Raw genomic sequence first — 19,303 nt, forward strand, 5'->3', positions numbered from 1 at the left:
ATCAAGTCCTCGGATCAAACGCATCGCGGCAGGCTTCGCCGATGAATACCAGCAGTGAAAGGATCAGCGCCAAGGCAAAGAACGCGGTCAAACCGAGCCACGGCGCTTGCAGATTGCTCTTGCCCTGACCGATCAACTCCCCCAGCGAAGCGCTGCCGGCCGGCATGCCGAAACCGAGAAAATCCAGCGCTGACAAGGTCGCAATCGCGCCGGTGAGAATGAACGGCAGATACGTCAGCGTCGCGCTCATGGCATTGGGCAGGATGTGCCGAACGATCACCTGCGCATCGCCGACACCCAGCGCCCGCGCGGCTTTCACGTACTCCAGACCGCGACTGCGCAGGAACTCGGCCCGCACCACATCGACCAGGCTCAACCAGGAAAACAGCGCCATGATCCCCAGCAACCACCAGAAGTTCGGCTCGACAAACCCGGACAGAATGATCAGCAGGTACAACACCGGCAGCCCCGACCACACCTCCAGCAAACGTTGACCGATCAGGTCGACCCAGCCGCCGTAGTAACCCTGCAATGCGCCGGCGGCGATGCCGATCAGCGCACTCGCCGCCGTCAGCGCCAAGGCAAACAGCAGCGAAACACGCGTGCCGAAAATCACCCGCGCCAGCACGTCCCGCGCCTGATCATCGGTGCCCAGCCAGTTGTCGCCAGTGGGCGGACTCGGTGCCGGTTCCGTCAGGTCGTAATTGACCGTGTCGAACGCGAACGGAATCGGCGCAAACCACAGCCGTCCGCCCTGGCCCTCGATCAATTGCCGCACCTGCGCGCTGCGATAGTCCGGCTGAAATGGCAGCTCGCCGCCGAAGTCCTGCTCGGTATAACGCTTGAACGCCGGGAAATACCAGTCGCCCTGATACGTCACCAGCAGCGGTTTGTCATTGGCCACCAGCTCACCGCCGAGGCTCAGGCCGAACAGCGCGAGAAACAGCCACAACGACCACCAGCCACGGCGATGCGCTTTGAACCGCGCCCAGCGACGCTGACCGATTGGAGATAATGTCAGCATCAGGCAGCCCTCGCGGTGAAGTCGATGCGCGGGTCGACCAGCGTGTAGCAGAGGTCGCCGAGCAGTTTTATCAGCAGGCCGAACAGGGTGAAGATGAACAGCGAGCCGAACACCACCGGATAATCGCGGGCGACTGCTGCTTCGTAGCTGAGGCGGCCGAGGCCATCCAGCGAGAAGATCACTTCGATCAGCAGCGAGCCGCCGAAGAACACCGTCACCAACGCTTGCGGCAAACCGGCGACGACCAGCAGCATCGCATTGCGAAACACATGGCCGTACAACACCTGCTTTTCACTCAGGCCCTTGGCGCGTGCGGTGACCACGTACAGTCGCGAGATCTCGTTGAGAAAGCTGTTCTTGGTCAGGATGGTCAACGTGGCAAAACCGCCAATGACCAAGGCGATCACCGGCAGCACCAAGTGCCAGAAATAGTCGGCCACCTTGGCCCACGGCGACAGTTCGGCGAAGTTGTCCGAAACCAGTCCGCGCACCGGAAACCAGTCCAGCGCGGTGCCACCGGCAAAGACCACGATCAGCAACAGCGCGAAGAGAAACCCCGGCAGCGCATAACCGATGATGATCGCCACGCTGCTCCAGACATCGAACGCCGAGCCGTTGTGCACGGCTTTGCGAATGCCCAGCGGAATCGACACCAGATAGGTGATCAGTGTCGCCCACACGCCCAGCGACAAGGTCACCGGGAGTTTCTGCCAGATCAGTTCGGTGACGCTGGCACCGCGAAAGAAACTCTGACCGAAATCCAGTTGCGCATAGCTTTTGAGCATCAGCCACAAACGTTCGCTGGGCGGTTTGTCGAAGCCATACTGGCGCTCGATATCGGCCAGCAGTTTCGGGTCCAGCCCTCGGGTCGCGCGGGATTCACCGCCAACGGTTTCGACATGGCTGGAACCCACCGCCGCGCCCACGCCGATCCCCTGCAAGCGCGCAATGGCCTGCTCCACCGGGCCACCGGGCGCGGCTTGGACGATAACGAAATTGACCAACAGGATCGCCAGCAACGTCGGCACGATCAACAGCAAGCGCCGCAGGCTATAACCCCACATGGCTGTACTCCTTGGGCATCTGAGTATTGGTCAGTGCGGTGGGGCTGATTTCCCACCAGGTGTCGAGACCGGCGTCGTACAGCGGCGCAATCGCTGGTCGGCCGAAGCGGTTCCACCACACCGTGGAAATCCCCGGCGGGTAATAGTTGGGCACCCAGTAATAGCCCCACTGCAACACCCGATCCAGCGCATGAGCATGGCGCAGCAGGCTCTGGCGATTGTCGGCCTGTACCAGCCCTTCGAGCAGTGCATCGACGGCCGGATCGCGCAGCACCATGTAATTGTTCGAGCCGGGATCAGCGGCGCCGTCGGAGCCGAAGTAATTGAACATCTCGCGCCCCGGCGCCTGACTCACCGGGTAACCGGCGACGATCATGTCGTAATCGCGATTGCGCACGCGGTTGGTATATTGCGCGGTGTCGACCTGGCGGATATCGAAGCCGATGCCGATCTGCGCGAGGTTGCGTTTGAACGGCAATAACAGCCGTTCGAAACCTTTCTGGCCATTGAGAAACGTGAAGTGCAATGGCTCGCCACTGGCATTCACCAACTGATCGCCCTGAGGTTTCCAGCCAGCGGCTTCAAGCAGTTTCAGTGCCTGCAATTGTTCGGCGCGGATGTTGCCACTGCCGTCGGTTTTCGGTGCTTCAAACACCGTGGTGAACACTTCCTCGGGAATCTGCCCGCGCAACGGCTCAAGAATCTTCAGCTCTTCGGCATCCGGTAACGCAGTGGCCGCCAATGCGCTGTGGGAGAAGTAGCTGCGCTGACGCAGGTACATGCTGCGCATCATCTGCCGGTTGCTCCATTCGAAATCCCAGAGCATGGCGATCGCCTGACGCACGCGACGATCCTGAAACAGTGGTTTTTGCAGGTTGAACACAAAGCCCTGCGCACCTTGCGCAGCACCGGGCGCGAGGTGCTCACGGAGCAATTTGCCTTGCGCGAGTGCAGCGCCCGCGTAGCCGATGGTGAAACTGGTGGCCGAGAACTCGCGGTTGTAATCGAAGCCGCCGGCCTTGAGCACCTGCCGTGACACGTCGGTGTCGGCGAAGAACTCCACGCTCAATTGATCGAAGTTGTAGAGGCCGCGCGTGATCGGCAGGTCCTTGGCCCACCAGTCCTGTACCCGTTGGAATTTCACGCTGCGCCCGGCATCCACCGCGCTGATGCGGTACGGGCCGCTGCCCGGCGGAATCTCGAAACCGCCGCCCTCGGCAAAATCCCGCGTACGCCACCAATGCTCGGGCAGCACTGGCAGTGTCGCCAGGTCCAGCGGCAAAGTGCGGCTGTCGTTGTTCTTGAAGAGGAAGCGCACCTGCGTCGGCGACTCGACGACGACCTCGGCGACATCGCGAAACTGCTGGCGGTATTTGAGGCTGCCCTGAGTGGTGAACAGGTTGAAGGTGTAGCGCACGTCTTCGGCGGTGATCGGCGTGCCGTCGTCGAAACGCGCCTTCGGGTTCAGGTAGAAGCGTATCCAGCGGCGGTCCGGATCGAGCTCCATTTGCTGCGCCACCAGACCGTAGACGCTGTAGGGTTCGTCCTTGCTGCGATAGGCCAGTGGCGCGTAGAGCCAGCCATCGATGTCGGCCACGCCGGTGCCTTTGTCGGTGTAGGGAATCAAGTGGTCGAACGGGCCGCTTTCCAGCGACGAGCGACGCAGGCTGCCGCCCTTCGGCGCGTCGGGGTTGGCGTAGGCCAGGTGCTGGAAGTCGGGGGCGTATTTGGCGGGTTCGCCGTAGACCGTTAATGCCGGTTGCGGGGCGGCCCAACTGAACGGTATTAGAAGCGCGAAAGCGCTGAATAAAATGAGCCTGGAGAACATGGGCAGATCCTTTTACACGGTGTCGCTGACGGCCTCTTCGCGAGCAAGCTCGCTCCCACATGGATCTTCAGTGAACTCAAGTCCCTGTGGGAGCGAGCTTGCTCGCGAAGGCGTCAGTGCATTCAACACACCTTCTGCCTACCTGTGATGTGCAACAGGCCGGCGATTTTTATAGGGCAGGCTTTAGATCGATAGGTGACTAAAACCGGCCATCACTGATCATTCTCAAAACTTGTAACTGACCCGCGTGTACAGCGTCCGCCCGAACGGATCGCCATATTTCGGGTCGTAGCCGCTCTGGAACGTGTAGGTCTGGTTGCTGAACGGTGGTTCGCGGTCGAACAGGTTTTTCGCGCCGAGGGTCACGCTCAGGGTCTTGCGCCAGGTGTAAGTGCCGGCCAGATCCCAGACGTTGTAAGAGCCGACATAGTCGTGAGTGTCGCGATCAGAGTCGTGATAGCCGCTGGTGTAACGGTTGGTCAGGGCCGCGCCGAACGGGCCGTAATTCCAGCTGCCGGTCAGGCTGTGGCGCCAGCGCGCCACGGCACCCGCCGAGGCAAAATCACCGCCACGGAAATCGCCGAGCTTGTCGATGTAGTCGCCCTTGAGTTGTTGCTGATAGTCATAACGGGTGACGTAAGTGCCTTGCAGACCGATGCCGAAGTTGCCGTACGGTGTGCTTGGCAGACGGTAATCGAAGCTGACGTCGACACCATTGGTCTTGATCTTGCCGAGGTTGGCCAGACCGGTGACGATGTGATCGATGGAGCCGTCCGGCTTGCGCACCAAACGATCCGGGTACAGCTCAGGATTCTCGAACACCGCCGATTCCGGGAACTCGGCAATCTGGTTGGCGATGTCGATCCACCAGAAATCCAGCCCGGCGCTCAGGCGCTCGAACGGTTGATAGACAAACCCAAGGGTGACGTTGCGCGCGGTTTCCGGGCTCAGGCCAGTATTGCCGCCGCTGGTACGATTGAACTGCTGCGCGCAATCACGGTTGGCAATGCCGCCATTGCTCGGATTACCGCCCGCGCACAAACGCGGATCGTTGTAGTTGGCGTTGGTGAAACTGCTGAACGTCGGGTTGTACAACTCATACAGCGACGGCGCGCGGAACCCTTCGCTGTAGGCGCCGCGCACCACCAGCTCCTTGAATGGCTGGAAGCGGAACGAGTATTTTGGATTAGTGGTGCTGCCGAAGTCGCTGTACTTGTCATGACGTACGGCGGCGGACAGTTCGAGGCTGTCGAGCACCGGCACATTGACCTCGGCGTATTCGGCCGAGACGCTGCGATCCCCGGCCACACTGCCGTTCGGATCAACACCGAGGCTTTGCACGTCGCCGGCAAATGCGGCGAAATCCTGATGGAAGTCTTCCTTGCGATACTCGCCACCCAGCGCCAATGCCGAAGGACCGGCACCGAACCAGTCGCCGATCTCGCGGCTGATGCGCCCGTCGATGGCCTTGACCCGCCCGACCGCCGTGGCGTAATCACCGTCCACCGCATTGGCCGCCAACAATGCGGAACCGGCTGCTGTCTGTGGGCCGAACGGGTTGATCACACCGTTGGCAATGCCGGCGCTGACCGCACGATCGTTGACGTAGCCGTCCTCAATGCTGTTGACCACTTTGTTCTGGTTGTACGAAGCGCCGAGGTTGTAATCCCAGCCGGCGAGCGTGCCATCGAAACTCAAGAGCAAGCGCTGACTGGTGTTGTCGTCCTCATGCTGGCGCGCGCCAACGGCGGTTTCACGCCAGTTGACGTCGACCGCTTGCGTCGGATCGAGGGCAAAACCGTTCGGCCCCGGCGTGATGCCGTTACCCGGATAGAACGCCGTGCCGGGATTGACCTGATTGCCCATCAAGGTGCCGGGACCGATTTGCGTGCGGTTTTCGTTGCGCGCCCAAAAGTATTCGAGGCTGACGTTGTGATCGTCCGACAGCTTGCCGGTGGCTTTGGCGAAGGCTGAGGTCTTCTCCGTTTCCGGCACCAGATCGAGGTAGTTCCACAGGCTCTGCCGGCAGATTCCGTTGCGTGCCAGCAAACCCGGTGCGTTGCAGCCGGAGCCTGCCAAAGGGTTGGTGGCGTTACTGCCCTGACTCCAGTTGGCCGGCGAGGCGGTGCCGGAGGTGTAGTCGAGTCCGCGATTGGGCTGATAGTTGTAGGTGTAACCGCGATCTTCGGCGGCCAGGCGTTGTTGTTTGTCGTAGCTGACCACGCCGAACACGTTGAAGCGATCATCCTGCAAATCACCGAAGCCCCAACTGCCGCTGAAGTTGCGGCTTTCACCACCACCGGAGTGCGTCGGTGTGTCGTAGTTGGTGCTGATCTGCCCTTCGGTGAGGCTGGTCTTGGTAATGAAGTTGATCACCCCGCCAATCGCATCAGTGCCGTACAACGCCGAGGCGCCATCGCGCAGCACTTCCACACGGTCAATGGCCGCGAACGGAATGGTGTTGAGGTCGACACCGGAGCCATTGATTGCGTTAGTAGCGTTATTGCTCAAACGCCGTCCGTTGAGCAGCACCAATGTCTTGTTCGCGCCGATACCGCGCAAGTCGGCATACGACGCGCCGCCACTGCTCGACCCCACCGAGCGCCCGGAGCCAACCGAAGACTGGTTGGCGGAAATGCGACTGACCAGCTCCTCTGTGGTAGTAACACCCTGCTCGCGCAGCGCTTCGACGCGCAGGATGGTGACCGGCACTGCGGTTTCCGCATCGACCCGGCGGATTGCAGTACCCGTGACTTCGACCCGTTGCAGTTGGGTGGTCGGTTCGGTTGCCGCGCTGTCGGCGGCGATCGCCGGCAGTGTGTTGATTGCCAGCAGCAAGGCCAGGCTCAAAGGTGATTTGACGGGTGAAAACTGAATCATGAACAGCCATCCCTGCGTTTTGGTTTATGCAGGGATGTGCGATGACGAATAAGGATTTATAGAGGACGTTTTAGACTGTTGGGTGCTGAGGTTATGCAAAAAAAGCCATGCCTCGATATCAAGCTGATGCCATCTCCCTCAGCAACCGTGTATCCAGGCCAAAACGTTCTTGAGAGACCATTTTGAACTGCCCCTCTGCGAGGTCGCAGCTCACCAGCAGATTCCACGAGTGGCGGGTTGCCGCCGAGGGAATCAGGACAAACGGATGCTCGTCCAGTAAAGCGTCGGCAAACCGCTGTTGATTGGGCGACGGCCACGCGGGACTCAACCAGTAAGGATTCGGTACCTCTTCGGGCTGAACGACTTTGACCCGTGCATCGCCGATGACTTCAAAGCACGTCAGCACATAAGGCTCTCTGTCCAGTACATCGAAACTATTATTGGCAGCCACCTCCAGAATGGCCGAGGACGGGTCGACAGATGCATAGACGACTCGCCGGCCAGGCGCATTCCATCGACCGCCCTTCAGTTTTGGACCCATTCCGCTGTCCCACGTATCCCCGTAGGCCTCCTGATCCAGGCGCCAGCCATACCAGTGCCCTTCCCAGGGCAAGGGATTCATGGATACCCCCCGTACAGGAGCCGACACAAGTATTGCTCGACCATCTGGAAGCCCAGTGGATGACGGGTCAATTCCAATGGCACGTAGCCGTTGAGGTAAGGGGTGGACTTCTGCATCCATATTTCCGCCTGTGGCAGCCCCCCGAACGCCCGAGTCGCCATCTCCAGCACCAGCGCATATTGATAGGCGACGACACTCTGTTGCGAGTCAAGCCGTACCGGTTTGCCTTCCTTCAACAGCCGCTGCACGGTTCTGACAGATTTGCCGGTGATGCGTTTGACCATGTCTTCGCGCAGGTACATTTCGGAAGTTGAAAGCATGTTGACGACGTCGCTCAGCTCAAAGCCCTCGTCGGTAAGGCGGACAATCAGCATGGCATCGTCACCGAGGTCCCGGCCATGGACGAGCAAATCGACAGGTTTTCCCTCGGCCTTCTTCAGCACCGTCAGCCGGGGTGCTTTTGATGTGGGCATCGCGACATCCTCCATGGGGCATCTGGCGCGATCGTCGATCCAGAAGTTGCGCAGGGAATAAACAGGGGTTTCATGTTCGATGTGTGGGGTACGCATAATAGATCCTTGATCTGGGAGCCTGAGCGTTCAAACCGCTCAGCGACTTCAATGTCAGGTCCGATGCTATAGATCGCGCTTCCGACGACCAACCTGAAAAAGTCGTCGGAAATATCCCCTGCTTGCCGCAAAACCCGCCATTTTCCGTAGGACGTCAGCGCGAGATTCCTGCCATCAGCCGCCGAAGTGATAACTCACATCCAGCCACCACTGCCGTCCGTAAGGGTCATAGTTGCCAGTCGGGTAATACGGCCAACCCGCCGAGTCATCGTGTTTGATCTGATTGAGCACGTTGTTCACGGTCAGCCCGACACTCGCCCGGTCATTGAGCTTGTAACGCGCACTGGCGTTGAACACCGTCCACGGCGACAGGCGCCCGTCTCCTGCGCCGTTGGTGACTGAACCGTAACGAATGCCCATCAGCGTCGCCGTGGCTTTCTGGTAATCCCAGGTCAGGCTGGCGTTGACCTTGCTACGCCAGTCGTAATTGGTGCGCGAAGTACGCAAGTCTTGCGTCGGCGCTTCTTCCGATTCCTTGTAGTAATGCGACAACACCAGGGTGTAGCCCAGTGCCGAACTGAACGCGCCGTATTGCCCGGCGCCCCAGCGGATATTGCTCTTGAAGTCCAGACCACTGACCCGTTCGCTGGCGGCGTTGATCGCGTTGACCCGCACGCGATTCAGCTGGTTCGGATCGACCGCGGCATTGCCGGCGTTGCGATCGATGCGCGCCAGGGTCGACTGGCAATTGGCCGAGTTGATGTCCTGGGTGCCGTTGCGGCATTCGTTCTCTTGTTGCAGCAAGCGGTTTTCATCGACGGTGGTCAGCAGATCGTCGATCTCGACGCGCCAGAAATCGGTGGAGAAATCGAAGTTGCGCGACGGTGACCAGACGAACCCGTAGGTCCACGATTTGCCACGTTCGGACTCCAGATTAGCGGTGCCGCTCTGGGTGTAATCGACCCGCCCACGATCACACGCGCCCTCCACGCCCTGGCTGCAACCGTAGTAATCGATCTGCGCCGGATAGTAGCCGTTGCTGTCGGATTGATAGATGTAGTTCAGATCCGGTGCGCGGAAACTGGTGCCGTAACTGCCGCGCAGCAACAGGCTGGTCACCGGGCGCCATTCCAGCCCGAGGTTATAGGTCTTCTGTTGCTCGGTGCGGCCGCTGAATTTGTACTGATCCCAGCGCCCCGCCGCCGTCGCCAGCACGGTGTCAGTGACCGGAATGCTGAACTCGCCGCCCGCCGCGTAACGTTTGCGCGAGCCCCCGGAACTTTGCTGTGGGCTCACGCCGTAAAAAGTGCCGTCGTTAAGTCCATCATCCGGGTCGACGCGGTATTCCTGTTTGCCCGCCTCCAAAACCCCGGCGAAGCCCACCGGACCCGCCGGTAGATCGAACAGATCACCGTTGACCGAGGCGTTGTAACTGGTCGACACCGATTTGCTGCTCTGGGTCAGGTTGCCGCGAAACTGCTGCCATTCCTGCGGTGTCAGCGGCCGGTCGAGACGCGAGGCATCCGGAGCAAACACCGGGTAACCGCCGCTGACACCGAGTTGCGGGCCAAGGTAGAAATCCTGAATCGACGACAGTGGCGTATAACGCGTGGTCCTGACGCTGCGATATTCCGAGCGATTGGCCGCCAGATCGTAGCTCCAACCGGTGTCGGCAATCTTGTCCGAGAGACCGAGGGTGCCGGTCCACGAGGTATCGCGCCACTTGCTGTTGTTGCTGGTGCGCCCGCCAATTTCTTCCTCACCGAAGCGGCGATACCAGCGCTCCAGATTGCCGCTGTTCTGGTTGATGAAATCCGGCGAGGTGAAGGTCGGCCCGCGCGTGTTGTTCTGAATGTGGTCGAGGCCGTACATCAAATCGGCGAAGACCTGGCCGCTGTCGCTGAAATGCCAGGTGCCACGGGTATAGCCGTCGTAGTTTTCCTTTTGGGTCTGCACGGTCCAGTAATCGTTGTACATCTGGTCGGTACGGCAGCGCCCGCCGCTGTTGAACAGCTTGTTGTCGAAGGTGCCTTGGTAGGCGCCGCAGCCCGGTCCGAGATAGCGACTATTGGTCAGGTCGCGGCGGTAACCGACATCCGCCAGCGGACCGCTTTGCATGAAACCACGGTCATCGGCCCAGATCGGATCGCGGTGGGTCAGCTCCAGGCCGAACAGGCCGTCGAAGTCGCCCCAACTGCCGCCACCGCTGATCTGCAAGCGCTGATTGTCACCGCCGCCACGCTCGCTGGTGCCGCCCTTGAGGTTGACGTCGACACCGTTGATCTTGTCCTTGAGGATGATATTGACCACCCCGGCGATCGCGTCCGAACCGTAAATCGCCGAGGCGCCGCTGCTGAGAATTTCGATACGCTCGATGACCGCTGACGGAATATTCGCCAGGTTGGTGAAGTTGACCTTGCCGTCGTACGGCGTCGGGTAGTCGGCGACCCGGCGGCCGTTGATCAGCACCAGCGTATGGTTCGGCCCGAGGCCGCGCAGGTTGAGTGCGCTGGCCGCCGGTTGCCAGGTGTTGCCGTAATCTTCGCCTTGGGTCATGCCGGTGTTTTGCGTTTGCGTCGCGAGGGCGTCGTAGACGTTTTTGTAGCCGCGCGCTTCCATTTCCTCGTGGGTGATGACGTTGACCGGCGTGGCGCCATCGCTCTGCGCGCGGGCAATGCGCGAACCGGTCACGGTGACTTTTTCCATGCGGTAATCGGCGCTGGTGACCGGCGCCACGGCAGTGACTTTCGCCGGCACATCGGCTGCGCGAACCGTCAGCCCCTGAGCGCTTTGCTCGACTTGCAGGCCGCTGCCGAGCAAAGCTTTTTCCACTGCCTGACGACCACCCAACGCGCCGCGCACCGCCGCACTGCGTTTGCCTTGCACCAATTGCTGGCTGAAAGAAATCGGTACGCCGCTCTGCCGCGAGATGTCCAGCAGCACTTCGTCGAGTGGCCCGCTGGCAATGTCGAAGCTGAACACCGCTGCTGCCGGTTCCTGAGCAATCGCCAGCAATGGGCTGAGGCCCATCGCCAACGCAGCGGCGAGGGTCAATCGAGGTAATTGTTGTTTGATTGAGAACATCGAAGGGTTTCCCTGTTGGAGGCATCTGCAGGGAATGAGCAGCGGGCCGGCGCTTTTTATAGGGCGGCGATTAGGCCAAGAAGTTATGGGTTTATAACCGCGTGTCGATACTCACCCAGTACGGGTTGTGCCAGGTGACGCGGATCGGCAGCGAGCGCTCCAGCAGTTGCAACGTGCGGTCACTGTCGTCGAGCGGATAGAGGCCGCTGAGGCGCAGGTCGGCGACTTCCGGGCTCAGGTGCAAGATGCCGCGACGGTAGCGGCGCAGGCTGTCGATGACCTCGTGCAAAGGCCGATCGCGCACCTCCAGGCGACCTTGCACCCAGGCACTTTCCTGGCCGTTGCTGCGCTCCAACGACAGCAGTCCGGCGCCGTTGAACAACAGACTTTCGCCAGCCTCCACCACTTGCCGCGCACCGCCGGTGGTGACCACTTCGACCTGCGAATGAAGCATCACCAAGCGCGTCGCCTCTTCGCTGTGCTGCACGAGAAACTTCGTCCCCAGCGCCCGCATGCGCCCGTGCTCGGTCTCGACCACAAAGGGCCGCGCCGGCTCTTTCGCCACGTCGACCAACAACTCACCGCTGCGCAGGGCGAGCAAGCGTTGCTGACCATCGAACAAAGGCACCACTCGACTGCGCGCATTGAGCGTTAAAGCGCTGCCGTCGGCGAGTATGAAGTCACGCCGCTCTGCGGTTCCGGTCGCCAACTCCCCCGCCTCCGGCAGCCAGCCGTAACGCCGCCCGAGCAATGCGGCCATCAGCGCAACACCGAGCACACTCAAACTGCCGCTGATAAAGCGTCGACGACTCGACGGCGCATTGAGGCTGTGCAGCAAACTGTTGCGCGACACGTTGCGCAGGCTCGGGTTGCGCAGCAGATTCAGGCCGCCGCCCATTTGCTCGATGACCTGCTGATGCCGAGGATCGGCGCCCCGCCAGGCCTCGAACGCGGCGCGCTCGGCCATGCCCGCCTCGCCCGACTGCAACAACGCCAGCCATTGCGCGGCCTCGTCGATCACCGCTTCGTCCGGCCTCATGCCTGCATCGCCTGATAGCAACGCTTGAACGCTTCGACCATGTATTGCTGCACGCGACTGGTCGACACGCCGAGCCGCTCGCCAATCTCGCTGTAGGTCAAACCGTCGAGCTGGTGGTAGAGAAACGCCGCTTTGGCCTTGGCCGACAGCCCGTTGAGCAAGCGATCGACCGCCAGCAGCGCTTCGATCACCAGCGCCCGCTCTTCCGGAGACGGATGCACCGGTTCCGGTGCCAGCGCCAGGCTTTCCAGATAAGCGCGTTCCAGGTCCTGGCGACGCCAGCCTTCGTAGACCAGTCGCCGGGCGATGGTGGTGAGCAGCGCGCGTGGCTCGCGAATGGCCGTCGGGTCCGGCAAAGCCAACACCCGCAGAAAGGTTTCCGAGGCGATGTCCTGCGCACTGTGCGGGCAACCCAGCGTGCGGCCAACGGCAGCGCACAGCCAGCGATAGTCCTTTTGGAACATCTGCCCGATGAACTGGTAATGCGGGTTGTGCCCACCCATGTCTTGCTCCCTGAAACGGGTCCCACCCGCTGCGAAAAACCATCGTTCTGCCGGGATCGTCCGGCTCTGATCAGGCGCGACTGTGCAATAGCCTCGAAGACATTTGAAGTAATAAAAAATCAGCACAAGCAAACCATTGAGCATAAGCCGCTTCGTCGCCGCAGAAACACTGGCTGACAGAACGTTGACCTCGATCACTGGCGCGTGGCCGGCCACTGATTAATCTCGCGGCTCCATCGAAAGCCAGGGACGGCTCACCGAGAGCCGTGGCTGAACCCACTCAAGGAAGAGAAGCATGCGACCTCTCAACATCATTCTGCTGTCGTCAGCGTTCAATGGCCTGACCCAACGTGCGTGGCTGGAACTGCGCGAGGCCGGGCACTCGCCCAGCGTCGTACTGTTTACCGATGAAAAGGCCGTGTGCGAACAGATCGAACACAGCGGCGCCGATCTGGTGATCTGCCCGTTCCTCAAGGATCGCGTACCGCAGGCGCTGTGGAGCAATACCCAACGCCCGGTGGTGATCATCCATCCCGGCATCGTCGGCGATCGCGGCGCCAGTGCCCTCGACTGGGCGATTACCAACGAGCTACCGAGCTGGGGCGTCACCGCGTTGCAAGCCGTCGAAGAAATGGACGCCGGCCCGGTGTGGGCCACCTGCGAATTCAACCTGCCGGCGGGCCTGCGCAAATCCGAGCTGTACAACGGTCGAGTCAGCGATGCGGCGATTCGCTGCATTCGCGAAGTGGTGGAGAAATTCATCGAAGGCTTCGAGCCAGTGGCTCTGAACTATGCCGATGCGCAAGTACGTGGGCGTTTGCAGCCGAACATGAAACAGGTCGATCGCAGCTTCAGCTGGCACGATTGTGCGCGCTTCATCAAGCGCTGCATCGATGCCGCCGACGGCCAGCCCGGCGTGTTGGCGAGCCTGGCCGGCGGTCAGTATTACGTGTACGACGCGCACCTCGATTCACGCAGCGGCATGCCCGGCGAGATTCTTGCGGTGCATGACGATGCGGTGCTTGTCGCGGCCGGTGATCAAAGCCTGTGGATCGGCGCACTGCGGCGCAAACCGCAACCCGGCGAAGAAACCTTCAAACAACCGGCGCGGCACCTGTTGGCCGGACAATTGGTCAACGTGCCGGTGCTGGACTGGTCGATTGCCACACAACCGTTCAGCGACGAAGCCTATCAGCCGCTGCGTTATCGCGAATCCGGCATCGTCGGCGAGCTGACCTTCGAGTTCTACAACGGCGCCATGAGCACCGAGCAATGCCAGCGCATGGTCGCCGCGCTGCGCTGGGCCAAGTCCCGTGATACGCAGGTGTTGCTGATCAAGGGCGGGCGCGGCAGCTTTTCCAACGGCGTGCATTTGAACGTGATTCAAGCCGCGCAGGATCCGGGCGCCGAAGCCTGGGCGAATATTCAGGCGATCGATGACGTCTGCGCAGAACTGCTGACGGCCCGGCAACTGGTGGTCAGCGGCGTCACCGGCAATGCTGGCGCCGGCGGTGTGATGCTCGCGCTGGCCGCCGATATTGTGTTTGCCCGCGCCGATATCGTGCTCAACCCGCATTACAAGAGCATGGGTTTGTATGGTTCCGAATACTGGACCTACAGCCTGCCCCGCGCCGTCGGCCCGGCGATGGCCGAACAATTGACCCAGGCCTGTCTGCCGGTGAGCGCGGTACAGGCGTGGCAACTGGGCATGGTTCAGGAAATCGGCCCGCGCTGCCCGGATGAGTTTTCGCTGTGGCTGCTGCAACGGGCCAATGGGGTGTTGAGCGATCCGACCTATGCGGCGGTGCGCGAGCGCAAGGCGCGAGTTGATCAGGTGTTGATCCAGCAATGCCGCGAAACTGAACTGCAAGAGATGCAGGAAGACATGCTCTACAACCGCAGTCAATTTGCCGAGAAGTGCCGCAACTTCGTGTACAAGCGCAGGGTGTGTGGCACGCCGGCGCGGTTGATTGAAGAGTGGGCGCGGGGGCGTTTGACCGAGTTGGCCAGTTGATTTTGCGGTGAATGCATTTTCCCTCACCCTAGCCCTCTCCCAGAGGGAGAGGGAACTGATCCGGGGATATTGGGGATTTACACCGACCTGAGTGGCCTGCTCTGAATCCATAATCGACTCGATCTTTCAGGTCGATGTATGGCGCAAGACACCTCGGCGCGGTTGATCGAGGAGTGGGCGCGGGGGCGTTCAGTTCAGTCGGTGGTGACTGCTTTCCCCTCACCCTAGCCCTCTCCCGAGGGAGAGGGAACTGATCCGGGGATATTGGGGATTTACACCGACCTGAGTGGCCTGCTCTGAATCCATAATCGACTCGGTCTTTCAGGTCGATGTATGCCGCAAGACACCTCGGCGCGGTTGATCGAGGAGTGGGCGCGGGGGCGTTCAGTTGAGTCGGTGGTGGCTGCTTTCCCCTCACCCTAGCCCTCTCCCGAGGGAGAGGGAACTGATCCGGGGATATTGGGGATTTACACCGACCTGAGTGGCCTGCTCTGAATCCATAATCGACTCGATCTTTCAGGTCGATGTATGGCGCAAGACACCTCGGTCAGTCCCCTCTCCCTCCGGGAGAGGGTTAGGCGGGCGGCGATCCGATGAGGGGCTTTTGCCTTTACAATGCCCGACACCTCAAACACCGGCCCGCCCATGGACATCGATCTCGCTCGCACCTTTCTGGAAATCGTCCGTCACGGCAGTCTCGCCGCTGCCGCGCAGAAGCTGTTCGTCACGCAAACGGCGATCACCGCCCGGGTGCAGAAACTCGAAAGTCAGCTGGGCAGCACGCTGTTCGTGCGCAACCGCGCCGGGGCGAAACTGACGCCCAATGGCGAGGCCTTTGTGATCTACGCCAATCAACTGGTGCAGACCTGGGAAGCCGCACGCCGCGATCTGCCGCTGCCTGAGGGCTATCACAACGTGCTGCACATCGGTGGCGAAGTCAGCCTGTGCAACCCGTTGATGCTCAGTTGGGCGGCGGAGCTGCGCGAGAAGATTCCCGGGCATGCCCTGCGCATGGAAATCCGCGATGGCGAGAACCTGCTGCGCCAACTCGAACTCGGTGTGCTCGACGCCGCGCTGGTCTATCAGCCGGAATACTGGCCGGGCTTGCAGGTCGAGCAAGTGCTGGAGGAAAAACTGATTCTGGTGCGCGCCCCCGACCGTCCCGATCCCTACGTCTACATCGACTGGGGCCCGGACTTCCGCCGCCAGCATGACGCCGCCCTGCCGGAAAAAGCCAAAGCGGCGCTGAGTTTCAACCTCGGCCCGCTGGCCCTGCAATACATCCTCGAACACGGCGGCAGCGGCTACTTCCGCACCCGCGTGGTGCGCACCTATCTGGAAAGCGGCGCCCTCGAAGCGGTGACCAAAGCCCCGGAATTCGGCTATCCGACCTACCTCGTCTACTCACGCGACCGCGATTCGGCAACGCTGCAGCAAGCCTTCCATCTGCTACGCGAAGTGATCCGCAGCGATGACGACTGGTCGCAACGCTGGAACCCTCTGAGCTGAAGCGGCGGCTTTGCACCGGAGCATGGCGCATGTGACACCGAGGTCCGGCCTGCACAAACGGCCGGATCGGCTAATCTGCCGGGTATAACAACAACCACCGCAGGTGATGCAGTGAGGCAGACCACCGAGGCATTTCGCAGCCGCTACCGCGCGGCCATTCATCCGCTGTACAACCCGTGGCTGCACGGTGCGTTCGTGCTGCTGTTCGGCGCGCTGGCCATCGGTGCGTTCTGGAGCAGTGTGCAACAAGTCAGTCTGCTGGAATGGCTGACGGTGCCGCTGACCCTGCTCTTCTTCAATTTCGGTGTGTACATGGTCCACCGCCATCTCGGCCACCACAAAAAAAACTTCGCGAAAATGTTCTATGCCCGGCATGCGGGCGATCATCACAGCTTCTTCACCCCCGGCCACATGACCTACGACAGCGCTCGCGACTGGCGGGTGATTCTGTTCCCGGCGTGGCTGATCGTGCTGCACACGCTGGTGATTACCCTGCCGCTGTGGTGGTTGTTCGCACAAGCCAACGCCAACGTCGCCGGGTTGTTCGGTGGCTGCATGGTTCTCGGTTATCTGACTTACGAGGTGTTCCATGCCTGCGAACACCTGCCGCCGCACAATCCGCTGACGCGCCTGCCGTGGATCCGCCAGATGCGCCGCCTGCACGAGCTGCATCACCGCCGCGAGCGCATGCAGGAGCGCAATTTCAACATCGTTCTGCCACTGATGGACTACCTGTTCGGCACCCTGTACTGGGAGCCGGAAACCGCCCCTTTGAGTTATTCGAAAATGCCCATGACCCGCATGCAGCACACCATCGATATCGCTGGCGATCCCGTTGCCGTACTTGCCTATGCCGCCAGCGTCGGGCGCTGGCCGGAGTGGCATCCGTCATCGCTGAAAATCGACGGTCCACATGGCCCGCTGCATGCCGGCGCGCGCTTTGAAGAGGACATTCATGCCGGCGGCCGTGAAGGCCACTTGAGCTGGGAAGTCACCGAGTATTTGCCCGGTCGGCGCTGGTGCGCGCGGGCGCAGGGTGATCATGGATTGTCGTTGCTGCTGACTTATGAATGCGCCGCCGAGGGTAACGGCACGCGATTTGTGCGCACGCTGGATTATCACTTCGCCGGGCTGGGCATGCGCATCGCCAATCACTTGCTGCTCAAACGCCGCATCGAGCGCGAATCTGCCGCGTCGATGCTGGCGCTGCGTGACATGGCCGCCCAGTACCTGGCCTCGGCGAGGGCCAGCGCGTGAAGCTGCGACATCTGTTGTTGCTGCTGATCCTTATCGTCATCGGGTTTTTATTGTTGATGCCGACCGAAGTCGAACCCGTAGCCTGGACGCCGCCGCCAGCGCCATCGCTGACAGAAGGCATTTACGCCGAGAATCAGAAACTCAAAGCCGCAGCGCAGGTCGGGCCGAGCGACATCGAAGGGCCGGAAGCCTTGCTGCTGGAGAGTGACTTCTTGATCACCGGGCTGCACGACGGCCGACTGATCCGCACTAGCCTCGACGGCCAGCAACGCAAAGTACTCGCCGACACCGGTGGCCGCCCGCTCGGTTTGGCCCGCCATCCGAACGGCTTGCTGGTGATCGCCGATGGGATCAAGGGCTTGTTGTCCCTTGATGCGCAGGGTCAGTTGATTCCTTTGACCACGGCGGCCAACGGTCTGGCCTTCGGTTTCACCGATGACGTGGCCATCGACAAGTCCGGGCACTACGCCTACTTCAGCGATGCTTCCAGCCGTTGGGGTTACGGCCATGACGGCGAAGCGATCATCGAACATGGCGGCGACGGACGCCTGCTGCGTTATGACTTTCAGAGCGGTAAAACCAGCGTGCTGCTGGACAGACTGGAGTTCGCCAACGGCGTGACCCTCGGCCCGGACGATGCCTATGTGCTGGTCAACGAAACCGGCGCTTACCGCATCAGCCGTTACTGGCTGACGGGGCCGAAAGCTGGCACTCATGACCTGTTCATCGACAACTTGCCGGGGCTGCCGGACAACCTCGCGTTCAATGGCAGCAACCGGTTCTGGGTGGCGTTGTATGCGCCGCGCAATGCTTTGCTCGACGGCACGGCGGGGTATCCGTTCGTGCGCAAGATGATCGTGCGGGCGCTGAGGGTTTTACCGAAACCGGTGGAGAAACGCGGGTTTGTGCTGGGCCTGGATCTGGATGGCAAGGTGATTGCCAATCTGCAGGATGCGAGCAGTGGCAATTATTCGCCGATTACCACGGTGCGCGAGTATGGGCCGTGGTTGTACTTTGGCTCGTTGAAGGCCACGCATATGGCGCGGATGCCGTTGGATGCGGCCCTGAAGTGAACCTGATGTTTTTGTGTTGCATGGACTGACGCCTTCGCGAGCAGGCTCGCTCCCACAGGGTTATTTGCTGACCACGGCATTTTTGCTCAACACAATCCACTGTGGGAGCGAGCCTGCTCGCGAAGGCGGTCTGTCAGTTACTGGACTTGTCGAACTTGTCCGGATCTTCGTCTTCAGGCAAATCCTCATCCGGCTCTTCGGGATTGGCCGTGGTATGCGCCGGGCTGTTGGGTTCGGGATGCGTGGGAACCGGGTCGAATGCGCCCTGCTCTTCACTGGGGAATTTGGGATCGTTCATAAGGCACCTCGCAAAGAGTCGCTGATGGAAGACTCTGTACATTCGAGGTGCCGGACGTGGCTGTCGTTCCAGTCAATCCGCAACCGCAGGTCGGCGGATCAATGGGCCATCAGGATCGTGCCTGTAATTGCTCGACGATCTTGTCCTTGACCTGCAAGCGCTTCTCTTTGAGTTTTTTCAGCGCGTCATCGCTGGGTGCATCCGAGGTGGCAGTTTCGGCCTTGACCACCTCGGCGTCCGCCTGGGAATACTTGTTGATCAGTGCGTCCAGATGTGGATCCGCGGTGCGTTTTTGCTGGATCTCTTCCTTCGTAAGCTTCAAATCCTGTAACAGATCATGGGTCACCGGCATGGAACACCTCCGTCAGTTGATCGGCAGCCAGCACGACCGATGCGCTGGCCCGTTATCAGAATGGCCTTGGTTGAGCCGTTCTGTCGACCACCTGTCAGACCAGCGGTGGCCGTTCGTCGCCCTGTCGCAAATGCGATAAAACCTTTATTCGCAGCGTTGCCTCCATTGGATAACCCCAACAAAAACT

Annotated in this window: 15 protein-coding genes; 4 read left to right on the plus strand and 11 right to left on the minus strand. The window is 60.9% G+C overall.

The genetic code is table 11. The features are described from left to right. Position 1 precedes the first annotated feature (1 nt). The 9 genes from L8H52_RS12130 to L8H52_RS12170 all read right to left on the minus strand — a co-directional run bounded on the left by L8H52_RS12130 (position 2) and on the right by L8H52_RS12170 (position 12,613). Positions 2–1,024, minus strand: coding sequence for an ABC transporter permease (locus tag L8H52_RS12130; RefSeq protein WP_242207227.1), 1,023 nt, complete (start codon positions 1,022–1,024; stop codon positions 2–4). Continuing rightward, positions 1,024–2,088: a microcin C ABC transporter permease YejB gene (locus L8H52_RS12135; RefSeq protein ID WP_242207228.1), complete on the minus strand. Its 1,065-nt coding sequence runs from the start codon at positions 2,086–2,088 to the stop codon at positions 1,024–1,026. Before L8H52_RS12135 ends, L8H52_RS12130 begins: the two co-directional genes overlap by 1 nt. Next, positions 2,075–3,916, minus strand: coding sequence for an extracellular solute-binding protein (locus tag L8H52_RS12140; RefSeq protein ID WP_242207229.1), 1,842 nt, complete (start codon positions 3,914–3,916; stop codon positions 2,075–2,077). Before L8H52_RS12140 ends, L8H52_RS12135 begins: the two co-directional genes overlap by 14 nt. 225 nt (positions 3,917–4,141) lie before the next feature. Continuing rightward, entirely contained in the window at positions 4,142–6,796 is a 2,655-nt protein-coding gene (locus tag L8H52_RS12145) for a TonB-dependent receptor (protein ID WP_242207230.1), read from the minus strand. A 118-nt stretch (positions 6,797–6,914) separates the two neighbouring features. Next, complete coding sequence (locus L8H52_RS12150; protein ID WP_242207231.1) at positions 6,915–7,418, minus strand: RES family NAD+ phosphorylase; 504 nt, start codon at positions 7,416–7,418, stop codon at positions 6,915–6,917. Further along, a complete protein-coding gene (locus tag L8H52_RS12155) occupies positions 7,415–7,891 on the minus strand; it encodes an antitoxin Xre/MbcA/ParS toxin-binding domain-containing protein (protein ID WP_242207284.1) in 477 nt (158 codons plus the stop codon). The genes L8H52_RS12150 and L8H52_RS12155 overlap by 4 nt, the downstream gene beginning before the upstream one ends. A 270-nt stretch (positions 7,892–8,161) precedes the next feature. Then, positions 8,162–11,071 carry a TonB-dependent receptor gene (locus L8H52_RS12160; protein ID WP_242207232.1) on the minus strand — a complete coding sequence of 970 codons (2,910 nt, stop codon included), beginning with the start codon at positions 11,069–11,071 and terminating at the stop codon, positions 8,162–8,164. Between the two features lie 91 nt (positions 11,072–11,162). Further along, the gene (locus L8H52_RS12165; protein ID WP_242207233.1) at positions 11,163–12,110 is read right to left on the minus strand and encodes a FecR family protein; all 948 of its coding nucleotides are present in this window, start codon (positions 12,108–12,110) and stop codon (positions 11,163–11,165) included. Beyond that, positions 12,107–12,613 (minus strand): sigma-70 family RNA polymerase sigma factor, encoded by a 507-nt coding sequence (locus L8H52_RS12170; RefSeq protein ID WP_242207234.1) that lies wholly within the window; start codon positions 12,611–12,613, stop codon positions 12,107–12,109. Before L8H52_RS12170 ends, L8H52_RS12165 begins: the two co-directional genes overlap by 4 nt. A gap of 295 nt (positions 12,614–12,908) precedes the next feature. On the opposite strand from L8H52_RS12170, the gene L8H52_RS12175 reads away from it, so the two are divergent. The 4 genes from L8H52_RS12175 to L8H52_RS12190 all read left to right on the plus strand — a co-directional run bounded on the left by L8H52_RS12175 (position 12,909) and on the right by L8H52_RS12190 (position 18,466). Then, positions 12,909–14,627 carry a hydrogenase maturation protein gene (locus tag L8H52_RS12175; protein WP_242207235.1) on the plus strand — a complete coding sequence of 573 codons (1,719 nt, stop codon included), beginning with the start codon at positions 12,909–12,911 and terminating at the stop codon, positions 14,625–14,627. A gap of 645 nt (positions 14,628–15,272) precedes the next feature. Next, positions 15,273–16,136 (plus strand): LysR family transcriptional regulator, encoded by an 864-nt coding sequence (locus tag L8H52_RS12180; protein ID WP_242207236.1) that lies wholly within the window; start codon positions 15,273–15,275, stop codon positions 16,134–16,136. A 111-nt stretch (positions 16,137–16,247) separates the two neighbouring features. Then, positions 16,248–17,393 (plus strand): SRPBCC family protein, encoded by a 1,146-nt coding sequence (locus L8H52_RS12185; RefSeq protein ID WP_242207237.1) that lies wholly within the window; start codon positions 16,248–16,250, stop codon positions 17,391–17,393. After that, positions 17,390–18,466: an SMP-30/gluconolactonase/LRE family protein gene (locus L8H52_RS12190; protein WP_242207238.1), complete on the plus strand. Its 1,077-nt coding sequence runs from the start codon at positions 17,390–17,392 to the stop codon at positions 18,464–18,466. Before L8H52_RS12185 ends, L8H52_RS12190 begins: the two co-directional genes overlap by 4 nt. Positions 18,467–18,599: 133 nt before the next feature. On the opposite strand, the gene L8H52_RS12195 is transcribed toward L8H52_RS12190, so the two are convergent. Together L8H52_RS12195 and L8H52_RS12200 are read right to left on the minus strand one after the other, a co-directional pair. Then, positions 18,600–18,764, minus strand: coding sequence for a hypothetical protein (locus L8H52_RS12195; protein ID WP_007912545.1), 165 nt, complete (start codon positions 18,762–18,764; stop codon positions 18,600–18,602). 109 nt (positions 18,765–18,873) lie between these two features. Beyond that, complete coding sequence (locus L8H52_RS12200; protein ID WP_242207239.1) at positions 18,874–19,116, minus strand: DUF465 domain-containing protein; 243 nt, start codon at positions 19,114–19,116, stop codon at positions 18,874–18,876. Between the last annotated feature and the right edge of the window lie 187 nt (positions 19,117–19,303).

Source organism: Pseudomonas sp. CROZ-RG-20F-R04-15 (assembly GCF_022662375.1).
GTDB lineage: Bacteria > Pseudomonadota > Gammaproteobacteria > Pseudomonadales > Pseudomonadaceae > Aquipseudomonas.

Coding starts and splice junctions, on each gene's coding strand:
- L8H52_RS12130 (WP_242207227.1), bottom strand. CDS start 1,024: ATGCTGACATTATCTCCAATCGGTCAGCGTCGCTGGGCGCGGTTCAAA.
- L8H52_RS12200 (WP_242207239.1), bottom strand. CDS start 19,116: ATGCCGGTGACCCATGATCTGTTACAGGATTTGAAGCTTACGAAGGAA.
- L8H52_RS12175 (WP_242207235.1), top strand. CDS start 12,909: ATGCGACCTCTCAACATCATTCTGCTGTCGTCAGCGTTCAATGGCCTG.
- L8H52_RS12145 (WP_242207230.1), bottom strand. CDS start 6,796: ATGATTCAGTTTTCACCCGTCAAATCACCTTTGAGCCTGGCCTTGCTG.
- L8H52_RS12170 (WP_242207234.1), bottom strand. CDS start 12,613: ATGGGTGGGCACAACCCGCATTACCAGTTCATCGGGCAGATGTTCCAA.
- L8H52_RS12165 (WP_242207233.1), bottom strand. CDS start 12,110: ATGAGGCCGGACGAAGCGGTGATCGACGAGGCCGCGCAATGGCTGGCG.
- L8H52_RS12180 (WP_242207236.1), top strand. CDS start 15,273: ATGGACATCGATCTCGCTCGCACCTTTCTGGAAATCGTCCGTCACGGC.
- L8H52_RS12150 (WP_242207231.1), bottom strand. CDS start 7,418: ATGAATCCCTTGCCCTGGGAAGGGCACTGGTATGGCTGGCGCCTGGAT.
- L8H52_RS12160 (WP_242207232.1), bottom strand. CDS start 11,071: ATGTTCTCAATCAAACAACAATTACCTCGATTGACCCTCGCCGCTGCG.
- L8H52_RS12195 (WP_007912545.1), bottom strand. CDS start 18,764: ATGAACGATCCCAAATTCCCCAGTGAAGAGCAGGGCGCATTCGACCCG.
- L8H52_RS12135 (WP_242207228.1), bottom strand. CDS start 2,088: ATGTGGGGTTATAGCCTGCGGCGCTTGCTGTTGATCGTGCCGACGTTG.
- L8H52_RS12140 (WP_242207229.1), bottom strand. CDS start 3,916: ATGTTCTCCAGGCTCATTTTATTCAGCGCTTTCGCGCTTCTAATACCG.
- L8H52_RS12155 (WP_242207284.1), bottom strand. CDS start 7,891: ATGCCCACATCAAAAGCACCCCGGCTGACGGTGCTGAAGAAGGCCGAG.